This is a genomic window from Luteimonas sp. Soil_C_5 (assembly GCF_057656615.1).
On record NZ_JBDGKA010000003.1, the window covers coordinates 311,197 to 326,524 of the forward strand.

At 68.5% G+C, this 15,328-nt stretch carries 14 protein-coding genes; 3 read left to right on the top strand and 11 right to left on the bottom strand.

What is annotated here, in order from left to right:
* Positions 1 to 166: 166 nt before the first annotated feature.
* Together AC3A5K_RS09835 and AC3A5K_RS09840 are read left to right on the top strand one after the other, a co-directional pair.
* On the top strand, positions 167 to 616 hold the full coding sequence (locus tag AC3A5K_RS09835) for a MarR family winged helix-turn-helix transcriptional regulator (protein ID WP_487617343.1): 450 nt from the start codon (positions 167 to 169) through the stop codon (positions 614 to 616).
* Entirely contained in the window at positions 613 to 1,848 is a 1,236-nt protein-coding gene (locus AC3A5K_RS09840; RefSeq protein ID WP_487617344.1) for an MFS transporter, read from the top strand. The genes AC3A5K_RS09835 and AC3A5K_RS09840 overlap by 4 nt, the downstream gene beginning before the upstream one ends.
* Positions 1,849 to 1,881: 33 nt before the next feature.
* On the opposite strand, the gene AC3A5K_RS09845 is transcribed toward AC3A5K_RS09840, so the two are convergent.
* Both AC3A5K_RS09845 and gltX read right to left on the bottom strand, forming a co-directional pair.
* Complete coding sequence (locus AC3A5K_RS09845; RefSeq protein WP_487617345.1) at positions 1,882 to 2,382, bottom strand: transcriptional repressor; 501 nt, start codon at positions 2,380 to 2,382, stop codon at positions 1,882 to 1,884.
* 751 nt (positions 2,383 to 3,133) lie between these two features.
* Complete coding sequence (gene gltX / locus AC3A5K_RS09850) at positions 3,134 to 4,546, bottom strand: glutamate--tRNA ligase (RefSeq protein ID WP_487617346.1); 1,413 nt, start codon at positions 4,544 to 4,546, stop codon at positions 3,134 to 3,136.
* An 82-nt stretch (positions 4,547 to 4,628) separates the two neighbouring features.
* On the opposite strand from gltX, the gene lpxH reads away from it, so the two are divergent.
* Complete coding sequence (gene lpxH / locus AC3A5K_RS09855) at positions 4,629 to 5,375, top strand: UDP-2,3-diacylglucosamine diphosphatase (protein WP_487617347.1); 747 nt, start codon at positions 4,629 to 4,631, stop codon at positions 5,373 to 5,375.
* A 290-nt stretch (positions 5,376 to 5,665) separates the two neighbouring features.
* On the opposite strand, the gene AC3A5K_RS09860 is transcribed toward lpxH, so the two are convergent.
* The 9 genes from AC3A5K_RS09860 to AC3A5K_RS09900 form a co-directional block, all read right to left on the bottom strand.
* Positions 5,666 to 6,496 carry a ferritin-like domain-containing protein gene (locus tag AC3A5K_RS09860; protein ID WP_487617348.1) on the bottom strand — a complete coding sequence of 277 codons (831 nt, stop codon included), beginning with the start codon at positions 6,494 to 6,496 and terminating at the stop codon, positions 5,666 to 5,668.
* Positions 6,493 to 7,959 (bottom strand): amidophosphoribosyltransferase, encoded by a 1,467-nt coding sequence (purF, locus tag AC3A5K_RS09865; RefSeq protein ID WP_487617349.1) that lies wholly within the window; start codon positions 7,957 to 7,959, stop codon positions 6,493 to 6,495. Before purF ends, AC3A5K_RS09860 begins: the two co-directional genes overlap by 4 nt.
* A gap of 74 nt (positions 7,960 to 8,033) precedes the next feature.
* Entirely contained in the window at positions 8,034 to 9,035 is a 1,002-nt protein-coding gene (locus tag AC3A5K_RS09870) for an SPOR domain-containing protein (protein ID WP_487617350.1), read from the bottom strand.
* Between the two features lie 56 nt (positions 9,036 to 9,091).
* Entirely contained in the window at positions 9,092 to 10,372 is a 1,281-nt protein-coding gene (folC, locus tag AC3A5K_RS09875; RefSeq protein ID WP_487617351.1) for a bifunctional tetrahydrofolate synthase/dihydrofolate synthase, read from the bottom strand.
* Positions 10,362 to 10,901 carry a hypothetical protein gene (locus AC3A5K_RS09880; protein ID WP_487617352.1) on the bottom strand — a complete coding sequence of 180 codons (540 nt, stop codon included), beginning with the start codon at positions 10,899 to 10,901 and terminating at the stop codon, positions 10,362 to 10,364. Before AC3A5K_RS09880 ends, folC begins: the two co-directional genes overlap by 11 nt.
* Positions 10,902 to 10,957: 56 nt before the next feature.
* Positions 10,958 to 11,167: a hypothetical protein gene (locus tag AC3A5K_RS09885; RefSeq protein WP_487617353.1), complete on the bottom strand. Its 210-nt coding sequence runs from the start codon at positions 11,165 to 11,167 to the stop codon at positions 10,958 to 10,960.
* The gene (locus AC3A5K_RS09890; protein WP_487617354.1) at positions 11,148 to 11,783 is read right to left on the bottom strand and encodes a hypothetical protein; all 636 of its coding nucleotides are present in this window, start codon (positions 11,781 to 11,783) and stop codon (positions 11,148 to 11,150) included. The genes AC3A5K_RS09885 and AC3A5K_RS09890 overlap by 20 nt, the downstream gene beginning before the upstream one ends.
* Positions 11,784 to 11,796: 13 nt before the next feature.
* Positions 11,797 to 12,441: a histidine phosphatase family protein gene (locus AC3A5K_RS09895; protein WP_487617355.1), complete on the bottom strand. Its 645-nt coding sequence runs from the start codon at positions 12,439 to 12,441 to the stop codon at positions 11,797 to 11,799.
* 709 nt (positions 12,442 to 13,150) lie between these two features.
* On the bottom strand, positions 13,151 to 15,241 hold the full coding sequence (locus AC3A5K_RS09900; RefSeq protein WP_487617727.1) for a S46 family peptidase: 2,091 nt from the start codon (positions 15,239 to 15,241) through the stop codon (positions 13,151 to 13,153).
* Positions 15,242 to 15,328 lie beyond the last annotated feature (87 nt).

Below are 15,328 nucleotides of genomic sequence, written 5' to 3' on the forward strand. Positions count from 1 at the left end.
GCCTTGAGCTGCATGTGCTGACCGGTTTCCGCTCTCTCCAGTGACGCGTGCGTCACCGCCCCGCCCCGGTCTCCGGTGCGGGGCTTTTTGTGGGCCGCTGGCAACGATCCGACGCCCTACCCGGATTAGGTGTATATACATCCAAAATCCGATGCAGATACACGCAATGGCCGATTCCGCGCCCCACCCGCTCGACTCCCCCGCCTTCGGCTGCAGCTGCCACCGGTTGCGCAAGCTGAGCCGCATGATGACCCAGCGCTACGACCAGGCGCTGGCGCCGGCCGGGCTCAACGTCAACCAGTACGCGATCCTGCGCCGCGCGCAGATCCAGCCGCGCACCGTCGGTGAGCTCGCCACGACGCTCGGCATGGAGCGCAGCACGCTCAGCCGCGACCTCAAGCATCTGGTCGCCGCCGGCTGGGTCCGCCTGCAGCGCGATCCCGACGATGCGCGCCAGCGCCGGATCGACGTCCAGCCCGCGGGTGCCGCAGTGGTCGCGCGCGCCGAGCCGCTGTGGCGTGCGGCGCAGGTGCAGGTCGAAGCGCTGATGGGCATCGACGAGGTCGGCCGCCTGCACGCGGTGCTCGACCGCGTCACCCGGAAGCTCGCGGCATGAGCGCGCCCGTCGCCTCGCGCTGGTGGCCGCTGGTGCTGGCTGCCACCGCGATGATGATGATCACGATGGGCATCCGGCAGTCACTGGGCCTGTTCGTGCAACCGATCGCCGCGGATACGGGCCTCGGCATCGCCGCCATCAGTTTCGCGCTGGCCGTCGGCCAGTTCGTCTGGGGCGCGGTGCAGCCGGTGTTCGGCGCGATCGCCGACCAGCGCGGCAGCGGCCGCGTGCTGGTGTTCGGCGGCGTGCTGCTGGTCACCGGCATGGCGGCCGCGCCGTTCTTCGCCTCCGAATGGGGCCTGCTGCTGACGCTGGGTCTGATCAGCGCGGCCGGTGCGGGCGCGGGCAGTTTCTCGATCCTGATTGGCAGCACCGCGCGGGTAATTCCCGCCGAGAAGCGCTCGATGGCCTCGGGCGTGGTCAACGCCGGCGGCTCGTTCGGGCAGTTCCTCTATGCACCGTTCGCGACCACGATGATCGGTGCATTCGGCTGGGCGGCCGCCGCATGGGCGATGGCCGCTACCGCGCTGGCGACGCTGCCGCTGGCCTGGCCGCTGCGTCGGCGCAAACTGCCGCCCGCAGCACCAGGAGCAGCCGTTCTGCCGATCGCGGACGATGACATCGGCCTGCGCGCGCAACTGCGCATTGCCCTGCGCGACCGCAGTTACTGGCTGCTGCACCTCGGTTTCTTCACCTGCGGCTTCCACATCGCGTTTCTGGTCACCCACCTGCCGACCGAGATCGCGATGTGCGGCCTGTCGGCCGGCGTGTCGGCGATGGCGCTGTCGCTGATCGGCCTGTTCAACATCGTCGGCAGCATCGGCGCCGGCTGGCTCGGCCAGCGCTACCGCATGAAGTGGCTGCTGACCGCGATCTACATCAGCCGCGCGGTGATGATCTTCATCTACGTGCTGTCGCCGCCGACGCCGACCACGTTCATGCTGTTCGCGATCGGCCTGGGCATGAGCTGGCTGGCGACCGTGCCGCCGACCGCCGGACTCGTCGGCAAGCTGTTCGGCCCGCGGTACCTGGCGACGCTGTTCGGCCTGACCCTGCTCTCGCACCAGACCGGCGCGTTCTTCGGCGCGTGGCTGGGCGGTGTCGCGGTCGCGAAGACCGGCTCCTATCTGTGGGTCTGGTACGCCGACATGGCGCTGGCGCTGCTGGCGGCCGCGTCCAATCTGCCGATCCGCGAAGCGCGGCTGCCGAAGCGCGTACCTGTCGCGGCCTGAGGTTCGACGTCTGGCCCGCGAGGGCCGGCGCGCTCAGCCCGCGGCGGCGCCCGCGCATTGCGCGCACAGGCCGTGGACTTCCAGCGTCTGCGCCTGCGGCACGAAGCCCAGCGCGCGGGCGCGCTCGTCGAGCGAGGCGACGACGACCTCGTCTTCCAGCTCCACCGCGCTGTGGCAGCGGTCGCAGATCAGGAACGGCACCGAATGCTGCGCGGTGCTGGGGTGGTGGCAGGCCACGAAGGCATTGACCGACTGCAGCTTGTGGATGAAGCCGTTGGCCAGCAGGAAATCCAGCGCGCGGTAGACCGTCGGCGGCGCCGCAGCCCCCGGGCCGTCGCCCTCGCGCACCTGATCGAGCAGGTCGTAGGCCTTGAGCGGCTTGCCGGCCTTGGCGATCAACCCGAGCACGTAGGCGCGGATCGGCGTCAGCCGCAGGCCGCGTTCGCTCGAGGCGTGCTCCACCGCCCGGATGAAGCTCGCGGCGTCATCGACGTGGTGATGCGGATCCGTGCAGGGGTGGTCGTGCTTGGCCATCCGTCCATGATGGGTGCGGGGGGGCACTGACTCAAGCGTGCTTGACTTGCTGCCTGCGGATTCGCACGGCCGCTTCAGGTCTTGGCCCGGCTGCTCGACAAATATCGTTCTGTCAGCCTTTGGAGATCGGCGGCTTTGCTCGGCCTCTGCTCGGCTTTTGCCGCTGCTCTTCCACAACGGCAGGCTGAGCTCTCAAACCCGGAGGGCGCCGCACATGGATGTGCGGCGTTTTCCGACCGAGGCAGGATGCCGAGTCGGAAAATCCCGGTGCACGACAAGCCGCGGGCTTCGGACGTGTCGGGGGGACGTTTTTCTTTGGTTCCGTTTCTTTTGGCGTCAACCAAAAGAAATGAACTCGGCCGCGTCAGCGGACGAAAGCGTTTGATCTTCGCCTGCGCTTGTTGGCGCTTTGCCTTCGGCGAGAAGCAAAGTCCAGAGCTTCCACTCGCCTTGCGGCGAGCGGGTTCATTTCTTTTGCTGGCCCAAAAGAAACGGAACCAAAGAAAAGGGCCAGCCCCGACGGAGCAAATCCGGCCAGTCATTCGTTCCGGGATTTTTCGACTCGCCATCCTGGCTCGGTCGAAAAACGCCGCACATCCTTGTGCGGCGCCCTACGGGTCTGCGTCCTGCGTTGGCGCTGTCCTGAAAAGCGGACCGCCGCTGGCAGCGAACGGTCGGGCGCGCATCGATAAACAACGCACGCCGGAAAGAAGCAAAGTGCCCGCAAAAAACAGAATCCAGAGCGCGCGCCTCAGCCCGCATCCCCCTCCGGAATCATCCCGATCGCCACATCGATCCGCGCCAGCGCCTCCTCGCGCCCCGCCAGATACACCGTATGCCCGATATCCGGACTCACCTGCGTGCCGGTGATCGCGACACGCAATGGCTGCGCCACCTTGCCCATGCCCAGACCGAGCGTCTCGACCGTCTCGCGGAACGCCGCATCGATCGCCTCGACGTTCCAGTCCGGCAATGCGGCAAAACGCGCGCGGACATCGGCCAGCGGTGCGCGGGCTTCGGCCTTCAGGTGCTTGGCGACTGCCTTCTCGTCATACGCCGCAATCGGGCGATACCAGACCGCCGCGCGTTCGGACATTTCCTTGAGCGTCTGCACGCGATCGCGCAGGGCGATGACGACATCCGCCGGCGCCGGACCTGCGGACAGGTCGTAGCCGTCATTGCGCAGATGCCATTCCAGATGCGCGGCGACCGCAGCCGGATCATCGGACTTCAGGTACTGCTGGTTGAGCCAGCCGAGCTTGGCCATGTCGAGGCGCGCGGCCTTCGCGTTGGCGTCCTTGAGGTCGAACAGCTGCTGCATCTCGGTGATCGAGAAGATCTCCTGGTCGCCATGCGACCAGCCCAGACGCACGAGGTAGTTCAGCAGCGCGTGCGGCAGGTAGCCGGCGTCGCGGTACTGCATGACATCGGCGGCGCCGGTGCGCTTGGACAGCTTGGCGCCCTGCTCGTCGAGGATCATCGGCAGGTGCGAGAACGCGGGTACTTCCGCGCCGAGTGCGCGGTAGATGTTGATCTGCCGTGGCGTATTGTTGACGTGGTCGTCGCCGCGGACGACGTCGGTGATGTCCATGTCCAGATCGTCGACGACGACGGCGAAGTTGTAGGTCGCGTAGCCGTCGGGGCGGAAGATCACCAGGTCGTCGAGTTCGCTGTTGGCGATCTCGATGCGGCCCTTGACCTTGTCTTCCCAGACCACGGTGCCTTCGAGCGGATTCTTCAGGCGGATCACGCGATTGGGATCGTCGCGCTTCGGCTCGTTGCGTTCGCGATAGGCGCCGTTGTAACGCGGTTTGTCACCCGCGGCCATCGCCGCTTCGCGCATCGCGTCGAGTTCGGCCTTCGACTCGTAGGCGTAGTAGGCCTTGCCGTCGGCGACCAGCTGCTCGGCGACTTCGGCGTAGCGGTCCAGGCGATGCGTCTGGTAAATCGGGCCCTCGTCGTAGCCTAGGCCCAGCCACTCCATCGCCTCGAGGATCGCGTCGATCGCGGCCTGGGTACTGCGCTCGCGGTCGGTGTCCTCGATGCGCAGCACGAACTCGCCGCCGCGACGCCGCGCCTCCAGCCAGCAGTAGAGCGCTGTACGCGCGCCGCCGATGTGCAGGTAGCCGGTGGGACTGGGGGCGAAACGGGTGCGGCAGGACATGCGCGGAATCCGGTGCGGGGGACGGCACGCATTCTAACCGGCGCGCCCGGACCGGCCCCGGACGCGGATTACAATGACGGCTATGGCGACCCTCTTCATCTCAGACCTGCATCTCGATCCGGCCCGCCCGCAGATCACCGAGCTGTTCCTGGAATTTCTCGACGGCGAAGCGCGCAGCGCGGACGCGCTCTACATCCTGGGCGACCTGTTCGAATCCTGGGTCGGCGACGACGATCCGTCCGAGGCAGGCGCCGCGGTCGGCCAGCGCCTGGCCGCGCTGTCGGCGTCCCGCGTCCCGGTGGCTTTCATGCACGGCAACCGCGACTTCCTCGTCGGCCGCGCGTATGCGGAGCGCGCCGGCATGACGCTGCTGCCCGATCCGGCCGTGATCCTGCTCTACGGCCGCCCCGTGCTGCTGACCCACGGCGACCTGCTGTGCACCGGCGACGTCGAATACCAGGCCGTGCGCAACCAGGTCCGCGACCCACGCTGGCAGGCGCAGATGCTGGCGCAGCCGCTGGCCGCGCGGCTGGCCTTCGCCCAGCAGGCGCGCACTGCCAGCCAGGCGCGCGCCGCCACGCTGCGCGGCGAAGGCACGATGGAAACCGTCACCGATGTGGCGCCGTCGACGGTTGAAGACTGGTTCGTGCGCTACGGTCTCGACACGATGATCCACGGCCACACGCACCGTCCCGCGATCCATGACCTGCAGGTCGCCGGCCGCGACTGCCAGCGCATCGTGCTGGGCGACTGGTTCGAGCAGGGCTCGGTCTTGCGTGCGCATGCCGATGGGCGTCTGGAGTTGTCGGCGCTGACCAGCGCGATCTGATCGCTCCACCATCACTGTGGGAACGCGCTTGCGCCCGAAGGCGCTCCCGGTAGGGCCTATCGCGCGCAAGCGCGCTCCCACGGAAGCAGAATGCGGTCGCGTTCGGCGGTCGCCTGCAGCGCTGCCAATTCTTTCTCGCTGAAGCCCGTTGCGGCGTGCATCGATGTCGAGCTGCCCGTGCAGCCCCGCGCCTACTCGGCCAGACAGAGGTGGGAGCGCGCTTGCGCGCGAAGACGCTCCCGGTAGAGCCCATCGCGCGCAAGCGCGCTCCCTCAGCAGCGGGGATGCGGTCAGCGTTCGGCGATCGCCTGCAGCGCCGCCAGTTCTTCCGCACTGAATCCTGCTGCGGCGCGTGCGTCGATGTTGAACGGGCCGTGCAATACCGCGCGCGCGTATTCGGACAACAGATCGCGGAACGTCGATTCCGGCTGAACGCCGCGGCGTTCGCAGAACCAGCGGAACCAGCGGCTGCCGGCGGCGACATGCGCCACTTCCTCGCGCAGGATCACTTCGAGGATCTCCACCGTGGCCGTATCGCCCAGGCCCTGCAGTTTGACGATCATCCCCGGCGTCACGTCCAGCCCGCGCGCTTCCAGCACACGCGGGACCAGCGCCATGCGCGCCATGCCGTCATCCGCGGTCTTCTCGCACATTTCCCACAGACCGTTGTGCGCGTCGAAATCGCCGTAGTCGAAGCCGAGCGCACGCAAGCGGTCGCGCAGCAGCACGAAGTGCCGGGCCTCGTCGTCGGCGACGGACACCCAGTCGGCGTAGTACGCCGCCGGCAGGCCGCGGAAGCGATAGACCGCGTCCCAGCCCAGGTCGATCGCGTTGAGTTCGATATGCGCGATCGCATGCACGAAGGCCGCGCGCCCCTCGGTCGTGCCGAAGCCGCGGCGCGGCAGTTCGCGCGGATGCACCAGCTGCGGCCGCGCGGGCCGACCGGGCATGCCGATGGGATCGGGCGGCGGTGCGCCCGGATCGAGCGGCAATGCGCCGTCGCGAAACCGGCGCGTGTAGGCGTGGGTCAGGGCGACCTTGGCATCCGGATCACAGGCCGACAGACAGTGGTGCGCGGCCGCGAACAGGTCCGGCGCGGCCGCGACCCCCGCCGCGCTCACGCGCGGCGCTTCTTCTTCGCGTCGTCGCTGCGCAGCTGCTGCAGGCGTTCGAAATAGCCCGCTTCGATGCCGGTGACGTATTCGCCGCTGAAACAGGAGCTGTCGAACTTGCGATCGGGGAACTTGGGGCCGGCCACGGCCGTCTCGAGATCCGCGAGATCCTGGTAGATCAGCCAGTCGCAACCGAGGAACGCCTCGATCTCCTGTTCGGTGCGGTTGTGCGCAACGAGTTCGTCGACCGACGGCATGTCGATGCCGTAGATGTTCGGGTGACGCACCGGAGGCGCGGCCGAGGCGAGATACACCTTCTTGGCGCCGGCGTCGCGCGCCATCTGCACGATCTGCTTGGACGTGGTGCCGCGCACGATCGAATCGTCGACCAGCAGCACCACGCGGTTGCGGAATTCCAGCGGGATCGGATTGAGCTTGCGCTTGACCGACTTCGCGCGCTCGCCCTGGCCCGGCATGATGAAGGTGCGGCCGACGTAGCGGTTCTTGATGAAGCCCTCGCGGTACTTCACGCCGAGCGTATTGGAGATTTCCAGCGCCGCGTCGCGCGAGGTGTCCGGAATCGGAATCACCGTGTCGATGTCGTGGTCGGGGCGCAGGCGCAGGATCTTCTCGCCCAGCGTCACGCCCATGCGCATGCGCGCCTTGTGCACCGAGATGTTCTCGATCATCGAGTCCGGACGCGCGAAGTACACGTATTCGAAGATGCACGGCGCATGCGGCTGCTGCGGCGCGCACTGGCGATGGTGCAGTTCGCCGCGCGGCGTGATCACCAGGCCTTCGCCCGGCTCCACGTCGCGCAGGTGTTCGAAGCCGAGGATGTCGAGCGCGACCGATTCCGAGGCCACCGCGTACTCGGTGCCCTCGGCGGTTTCGCGCTTGCCCAGCACCAGCGGACGGATGCCGTGCGGATCGCGGAACGCGACCAGGCCCAGACCCAGCACCGTCGCGACCACGGCGTAGCCGCCCTTGGCGCGGCGGTTCACGCCTTCGACGGCGCGGAACGCGGCCTCGGGGGTCAACGCCTTCTCGCGGTCCAGCTCGTGCGCGAACACGTTGAGCAGGACTTCCGAATCCGATTCGGTGTTGACGTTGCGGCGGTCGGTCTCGAACACCTGCTGGCGCAGCTGGTCGGTGTTGACCAGATTGCCGTTGTGGGCGAGCGCGATGCCATAGGGCGAGTTGACGTAGAACGGCTGCGCCTCGTCGTGGCCTTCGCTGCCGGCGGTGGGGTAGCGGCAGTGGCCGATGCCCACGCGCCCCTTGAGCAGATCCATCGCCTTGGTGTCGAACACGTCTCGCACCAGGCCGTTGCCCTTGTGCACGCGCATCACGGTGCCGCTGGCGACGGCGATGCCGGCCGCGTCCTGGCCGCGATGCTGCAGCACGGTCAGGCCGTCATACAGCGCAGCCGCGACTTCAGAGGTTCCGACGATCCCGACGATCCCGCACATGTTCGATTTCCAGTTCTGCTGGGCGCGGAAACCGCGCCGGTGACGAAGGGAGTGAGATCGGCGCCTGTGGCCGGTCAGGGGTGTGCGCGGACGAGACCGTCGATGCCGACTGCGGCGCGCACGCGCGTCTTCAGCTGCTCGGCTTCGCTGCGACTGGTGACCGGCCCGGCCTTGACCCGGGTCAGGCGGCCCTTGTCGGTCTGCACGCTGTCGGTGAACGCGGTGATGCCGGCGCTCCGCAGACGGTCGCGCATGCCGTTGGCATCGGCGGCGTTGCTGAAGGCGCCGACCTGGACGATAAAACCGACGCCATCGGTCGCGGCAGGCGTTGCCGGGCGCGCGGCGGGCTCGGCAGCCGGCGGCGGCGTTGCCGGCGCAGGCGTCGGCGTCGCCGCTGCAGGCGTCGGCGCGGGCGCAGGTGTCGCGGCCGGTGCGGGTGCCGGGCTCGGCGCAGGCGGGGTCGCCGCCGGTGCAGGTGTCGACGCCGCAGCCGCAGGCGTGGCCGCATCGAGTGCGATCACGCGCGGCGTCACGTCGTCGCGGACCTGGGCCGCGCGCACCCGCACGATTTCGGCTTCGGCGCGGCTGGCATACGGCCCCAGACGCACGCGCTGCGCCGGCTTGCCGTTGAGCGTGTAGGCCTCGCGGTAGCCGGTCAGACCCGACTGGCCGATCTGGCGCAGGATCGCATCGGCATCGGCCTGGGTGGCGAATGCGGCGTAGTGCACCGCATACCCGCCGCCAGCTGTCGTGGCCGGCAAGGGTTCGGACGACGCGCCGGCATCGACGGTCGGCAGCGCATCGCCATCGGCGCGCGGCTGGGCCTGCGCCGGTGCGCGGTCTTCGGCCAGCGGCGCGCCACCACCCAGCACGCCACCTTCCGGCGCGGGGCCGGGGGCGACCAGCGGCAGATCCACGGTCTTGTAGTCACTGTCCGGCGCATCCGGCACGCCCAGGGGCATGTCAGGCAGGCCGCTTGCGGGCGCGGGGCCCTTGACCACCATCGGGAGGAAGATCACCGCGAGTGCGATCAGCACAGCGGCGCCGATCAGGCGCTGTTTCAGTCCAGGCGTCATGCAATGGCCGGGCGAGGGAACCGCGCGGATTATACGCGCCGCAGCCCCCGCGCTTCTTAACGCGCGCCCTGCAGTCGCGTCAGCGCGGCGGCTGCGGTGTGGAACGAGCCGAACACGAGGATACGGTCGCCGGCGTCGGCGTCCGCGATCGCCGCGGCCAGCGCTGCATCGACATCGGCATGCCGGGCGCCCTCGCCCGCGGCGGTGCCGGCCAGCCGTGTCGCGAGGGCCTCGGCCGCCTGCCCGCGCGCTCCTGCGTCGGCGAGGCCGGCCAGATGCCAGGCGCCGATGTGCGGCACCAGCGGCGCGACCACGCCGGCAGCATCCTTGTCCGCGAGCGCGGCATAGATCGCGACCGTGCGCCCGGTTGCCGGCTCGGCCGCCAGCCAGTCGGCCAGCGCGCGTGCTGCCTGCGGGTTGTGGGCGACATCGACGACGATCTCGACGCCATCGCGGACATGACGCTGCAACCGGCCGGGCACCTGCGCGTTGGCGATGCCGGAGACGAGCGCGGCGTCATCGACGGCACGGTCGGCCTCGACGTCGAGCGCGCGGATCGCAGCGACGGCGACCGCGGCGTTGCGCAGCTGCACCGGCGCGGCGAGTGCCGGCATCGGCAGTTCGACCTCGTAGCCGACTTCGCGCCAGGTCCAGACGCCCTCGCCCGACGGCGCATAAAGAAAGTCGCTGCCACCGCGGATCGCCACCGCACCGATCCGGTAGGCGTGCTGCAGCACGCTGGCGGGCGGATCGGTATCGCCGAGCACCAGCGGCTGCCACGCGCGGGCGATGCCGGCCTTCTCGAAGCCGATCGTCTCGATGTCGTGGCCCAGCCAGTCCTGGTGGTCCAGATCGACGGTGGTGATCACCGCGACATCCGGCGCGACGATGTTGACCGCATCCAGCCGGCCGCCGAGGCCGACTTCGAGCACCGCGAGATCCAGTTGCGCGCGCGCGAACAGCCACAGCGCGGCCAGCGTGCCGGTCTCGAAATAGGTCAGCGGCGTGTCGTCGCGTGCGGCCTCGACGGCTTCGAAGGCCTCGACCAGGGCCGCATCGTCCGCGTCCACGCCATCGATGCGCACGCGCTCGTTGTAGGCCAGCAGATGCGGCGAGGTGTAGGCGCCCACGCGCCAGCCCGCCGCGCGCGCGATCGCTTCGACGAAGGCGACGGTCGAGCCCTTGCCGTTGGTACCGGCGATGGTGATCACCTGCGCGGCAGGACGGCCGCAATCCATGCGCTGGTAGACCGCGCCGACACGGTCGAGCCCCATTTCGATTTCGGTCGGGTGGCGCGCTTCGATGCGCGCGAGCCAAGTGGACAGATCAGTCGACATGAACGTGTCCGGTGGGGGCGACGTGATGCACAGAGATGATCGCGAACCCCAGCGGGGTCACTTTTCCTTTGAGTTCGACGGTGATCGCCTGATCCGGATAGCGCTGATACAAGTCCGGGTCAATACAGATGAGCGGCGGAAAAGCGTCCCTGATGGGGCCGCCCGTCAGCTGATGATCGCATAGCTGTCTTGAGTACATATGCTCCGTCTGCATCATTGCCTGCAATTGGTGATCGCTGCCGAAAACACGCGTGATCATCCACGGCACCGCCACGATCAGGACGATCCAGACACAGATCCCAAGCATGGCCGCCAACCACGGAAACCACAGCCAGATTCTCCAACCCGCCTGCCTTACGCTCGTCCGCTCCCGCATGAATTTCTCGCGATAAAGCACAGCGGCCAGACACAGACCGATGGCTCCGAACAAAATCACCGCGCGTCGGTCACTAAACCCGATTGCAGGAATGAAGTCGACGACGACCCCGAGCACCAACAGGCCGATGGGCGCGAAAATGGAGACAGGCACCCATACGTTTCGCCGTCCAGGCCGGCGGGCACAAAGCGACGGGACGTGCGGGATTCTCATCGCCGGGCGGGCTGCTGAAGGACGAAGGCGACGGTCGAGCCCTTGCCGTTGGTGCCGGCGATGGTGATCACCTGCGCGGCGGGACGGCCGCAGTCCATGCGCTGGTAGACCGCGCCGACACGGTCGAGACCCACTTCGATTTCGGTGGGGTGGCGCGCTTCGATGCGCGCGAGCCAATGCGCAAGCTCATTCACGGGCGGATTCATCGGGGTGGGTGGATTCCTGCAAGGGTGGTCCGACAAAACCCGAGACCACGGCGAACCCGAGGGGGCTCGCCTTTCCGATCAGCCGCACTTGGACCTCGTGATCGGGATAGGCGTCATGGACGCGGGAGTTCACACAGAGATGGGCGGGCATCGTGTCCGCGAAAGGACCGCCGGTGAGCCGGTAATCGCATGATCGGCGCGAGGGCGCGTATGCGGTCCACATCGTGGCGTGTATTGATCGATCGTCTCCGAAGACGCGCGTGAACGACCACGGCAGCGCCTTTGCCAGGACCAGCCAGCAGAGCCCGCCCAGGAAGAAAGGCGCAAACGGAAATACAGCCCAGAGTTTCAGGTTCTCGCGAAAGGATTGCCGCGCCATGTGTCCACGGATGAGCAAAGCCCCGTAGAGCAGGATCGTCAGACACAAGCCGATGAATCCGAACGTGTGTTCGATGCGACCACGATGACGAAGCCACTCGGCCGGAATGAAGTCGACGAAGAGGCCCAGACACACCAATGCCACAAGCAGAAGTATCGACACGGTTACGATCACCTGCCGTCGCCGTGGCGTTTCCGAGCCGAACCACAGGGTTCGCCAGGTGATCACACCCGTCATCGCTCCGCGTGACCTACAGCGCCCGATGCACCGCCTCGCCGAAGAACGCCGTGTGGTGCGCGCAGTCGTTGAGGCGCACGACGTCGAGATGGTCGGCGTCCGCGCCTTCGAGCAGGTTCAACGTGGTCGGCGCCTGGCGGAACGTCCACAGCCTGGAGAACGGAATGCCGAGAATGCGGCACAGGATCACGCGGTTGACCGCATCGTGGGCCACGATCAGCGCGGTGTCGTCCGGGCCCAGCCCGTCGATGGCGGCGACGAATGCAGGCCATGCGCGGTCGAACACCTGCTGCAGCGATTCGCCGCCGGGCATCAGCACGGTATCGGGCGTATCGCGCCACGCGGCCAGGCGCTCGGGGTCGCGTTCGCGGATCTCGCTGGCCAGCAGACCTTCCCAGGTGCCGTGGGCGATCTCGGCGAGGCCCGTATCGGTGCGCAGCATGGCTTCGCGTTTGGCACCGAGCGCCAGACGCGCGGTGCGGTCGGCACGCGACAGCGGCGATGCGACGGCGCGGTCGATGCGCACATCGGCGAGTCGCGCGCCCAGCAGCGCGGCCTGACGTTCGCCGACATCGGACAGCGCGATGTCCTCCTGCCCCTGGTACCGGCCTTCGGCGTTCCACGGCGTTTCGCCGTGTCGGGCAAGCAGGATTCTCATGCGCGCGGGTTCCGTTCGTCGTGGGCCGGACAGTCTAGCGAAGGTCGGGCCGGGCGATGCGCGGCCGGGTGCGCGGGGGCTTCGATCGGCTCGCTATTCGGACGTCCGCCGAGCTTCAGGGGCGGAGGCGGAACCTCGAAATGCGCCTCGGCGTATCCCGCGCGAGCCAGTGCGGTCAGCGCGTTCTGCAACGTGGGCGATGAGGGGTCGGATCCGCGCATGGTGCGCGCGCGTCGCGACCACGCGCCAGTCAGAACCCGTCGGCTCGCTGCGCCTGCGCGACTCCCTCGAATCGCTTCGGGCGCACCGTCGTGCAGGCAGGCGCACATTTCGACCACGGGGCGGCTCGGCGCAGCGAACTCGACCGTCAGGCGACAGGTCCATGGGTGACCGGACATGCGTCCGTTGGACGCCCCGCCTGCGCGGGGATGACGAGGTCCAGATCCGATCGTTCGCGATGACCGGGAGGCGGCGCGGACATATGCGCGCTGCAGGCTGCTGTTTGCAGCCGCCGGTCCCGAACGCATCTCGTATGTGGACGCGCGCTTCAATCGCTGCATCGCCGCTCGATCCACCGACGTCGACCGTCGAACGCCTGGCCCGGGGATGACCGGACATGCGTCCGTTGGAAGCCCCGGCTGCGCGGGGATGACGGTCCTCGCACCGATCGAGCGAGATGACTTCGCTCGACGGCCGAGGCCAGCGCCCCTCAGTTACGCGGCGCGAAGCCCATTTCCTGCAGCAGGCGCGGCGCCGGATCGACTTCCTGCATCACCCAGCGGATGTAGCGCTGGTCGACCGAGATGGTGCGGGTCATCGCCGGGTCGAACACCCAGTTCGAGACCACCGCTTCCCAGGTCATGTCGAACAGCAGGCCGGTCAGGCGACCGTCGGCATCGAGCACAGGCGAGCCGGAATTGCCGCCGGTCACGTCGAGATCGGACAGGAAGTTGACCGGCACGCTGCGCAGGCGGCGATCGGCCAGGCCGCCCTGCCGGCCCGCGGCGATCGCATCGAGCTGCACCTTGGGTGCGTCGAACGGTTCGGCGCCGGTGGCCTTGGGCGGGATCTCTTCCAGCCGGGTGAACGGCGTATGCGCCGTGCCGGCGAGATCGGTGTACCCGGTGACGTTGCCGAAGGTCAGGCGCAGCGACGAATTCGCGTCCGGATAGACCGCCTCGCCGCGGCTGGCGCGGTAGTCCGCCACGGCCTGCAGATAGACGGGGCGCAGTTGCAGCAGATCGCCGGCGCGGGCCTTGGCGGCCTGTTCGATCTGCACCAGCTCCGGCACGACGGCCGCGGCGTACTGCAGCGCCGGATCGCGGCTGCGCAGGAAGGTATGGCGGTCGGCGGCGAACCAGGTCAGGCGCTCGTCGCTGTTCTTCAGCGCACTGCGGTCGAGACGATCCAGCGCGCGTTCGATTGCGGCCGCATCGTTGCCGCCGATGAAGGCGTCGATCGCCGCAACCCGCTGTTCGGCCGGCAGCTGCACGTACTGCTGCAGCGCGTAGCGGGTCAGCGCGCGGTCCATTGCGGGTACGTAGCGGCGATCCATCTGGCGCAGTCCGCCTTCGATCACCGGCAGGTCACGCTGCTGGAAGCCCTGCTCGCGCATCGCGTCCGGACGTTCCTTTTCGATCGACAGGCGGTACAGGCGCACGGCCGTGGACAGCAACCCGCTGTTGTCGAGCAGCGACAGCACCAGATCGCGGTCGCGCGTGGCCTGGCCCTGGGCGTCGAGCGCGGCGATCTTTGCGTGCGCATCGAGCGCCGCCTCCCCCTCCGCGCCGCGGCTGCGCAGCCATTCCAGCACTGCGGCCTCTTCGGCCTGGCGGCGGCCGAGCGCACCGATGCGCTCGAAGCCCTGCAGCTGGCCCTCGTAATTCTTGAGGGTGTTCTGCCAGCCGCGCACGGCGCTGGCGTAGCGCACTTCGATCTCGGGGTCCTGCTGGCCCTGGGTCTCGACCAGCCCGATCAGCGCCTTGTAGTGCAGCCCGATCTGCGGATAGCGCCAGCTGACGGTTTCGGCGAACTCGGCGGCCGAGGCGTAGCGGCTGGTGCGGCCCGGATAGCCGGCCACCATGACGAAATCGCCTTCGCGCAGCGGCTTGTCGGCGATGCGCAGCACATGGCGCGGGGTATAGGGCACGTTGTCGTCCGCCGGATCCGCCGGACGCCCGTCCGGACCGACGTAGGCGCGGTAGAACGCGAAGTCGCCGGTGTGACGCGGCCACATCCAGTTGTCGGTGTCGCCGCCGAAGCTGCCGATGCCGCCGGCCGGTGCATAGACCAGGCGCACGTCGCGGATCTCGAGGTTGCGGAACAGGCGATAGCTGGCGCCGCCGAGGAAGCTGTACAGGCGGCAGCGGTAGCCGGGCTCGGCCTCGCAGGCGCCGACCAGGGATTTTTCGATCGTATCCAGCGCGGTGGTGCGCGCCAGCGCGTCGGGCGCGGCGGCAATCGCGGCCTGCACCTGCTCGGTGACATCGTCGATACGCTCGAGCGCATAGATGCGCGCGTTCGGCCCGGCCGGGATCTCATCGCCCAGCGCCGCGGCATTGAAGCCGTCGCGCATCAGATTGTTCTCGGGCGTCGAGTTCAGCTGGATCGCGCCATAGGCGCAGTGGTGGTTGGTCAGCACCAGCCCCTGGTTCGACACGAAGCTGGCCGTGCAGCCGCCCAGCGAGACCACGGCGCCCAGCGGATCACCGGTCAGGTCGGCCAGGCGCTGCGGATCGACCTTCAGACCCGCCTTGCGCAGCGCCGGCGCGATTTCGGGCAGCTGCTGCGGCACCCACATTCCCTCGCCCGCCACACCCGGCGCACTGCAGCTGTAGAAGACACCCAGCAGGGTCGCGGCCAGAAGCGGATGGCGCATGGTGGTCCT

Excerpts from the sequence above, each read along its gene's own strand:
- AC3A5K_RS09835 (WP_487617343.1), top strand. The coding sequence starts at position 167 with ATGGCCGATTCCGCGCCCCACCCGCTCGACTCCCCCGCCTTCGGCTGC.
- AC3A5K_RS09900 (WP_487617727.1), bottom strand. The coding sequence starts at position 15,241 with ATGTGGGTGCCGCAGCAGCTGCCCGAAATCGCGCCGGCGCTGCGCAAG.
- folC (WP_487617351.1), bottom strand. The coding sequence starts at position 10,372 with ATGTCGACTGATCTGTCCACTTGGCTCGCGCGCATCGAAGCGCGCCAC.
- AC3A5K_RS09840 (WP_487617344.1), top strand. The coding sequence starts at position 613 with ATGAGCGCGCCCGTCGCCTCGCGCTGGTGGCCGCTGGTGCTGGCTGCC.
- AC3A5K_RS09890 (WP_487617354.1), bottom strand. The coding sequence starts at position 11,783 with ATGACGGGTGTGATCACCTGGCGAACCCTGTGGTTCGGCTCGGAAACG.
- AC3A5K_RS09845 (WP_487617345.1), bottom strand. The coding sequence starts at position 2,382 with ATGGCCAAGCACGACCACCCCTGCACGGATCCGCATCACCACGTCGAT.
- purF (WP_487617349.1), bottom strand. The coding sequence starts at position 7,959 with ATGTGCGGGATCGTCGGGATCGTCGGAACCTCTGAAGTCGCGGCTGCG.
- AC3A5K_RS09885 (WP_487617353.1), bottom strand. The coding sequence starts at position 11,167 with ATGAATCCGCCCGTGAATGAGCTTGCGCATTGGCTCGCGCGCATCGAA.
- gltX (WP_487617346.1), bottom strand. The coding sequence starts at position 4,546 with ATGTCCTGCCGCACCCGTTTCGCCCCCAGTCCCACCGGCTACCTGCAC.
- AC3A5K_RS09895 (WP_487617355.1), bottom strand. The coding sequence starts at position 12,441 with ATGAGAATCCTGCTTGCCCGACACGGCGAAACGCCGTGGAACGCCGAA.
- AC3A5K_RS09870 (WP_487617350.1), bottom strand. The coding sequence starts at position 9,035 with ATGACGCCTGGACTGAAACAGCGCCTGATCGGCGCCGCTGTGCTGATC.
- lpxH (WP_487617347.1), top strand. The coding sequence starts at position 4,629 with ATGGCGACCCTCTTCATCTCAGACCTGCATCTCGATCCGGCCCGCCCG.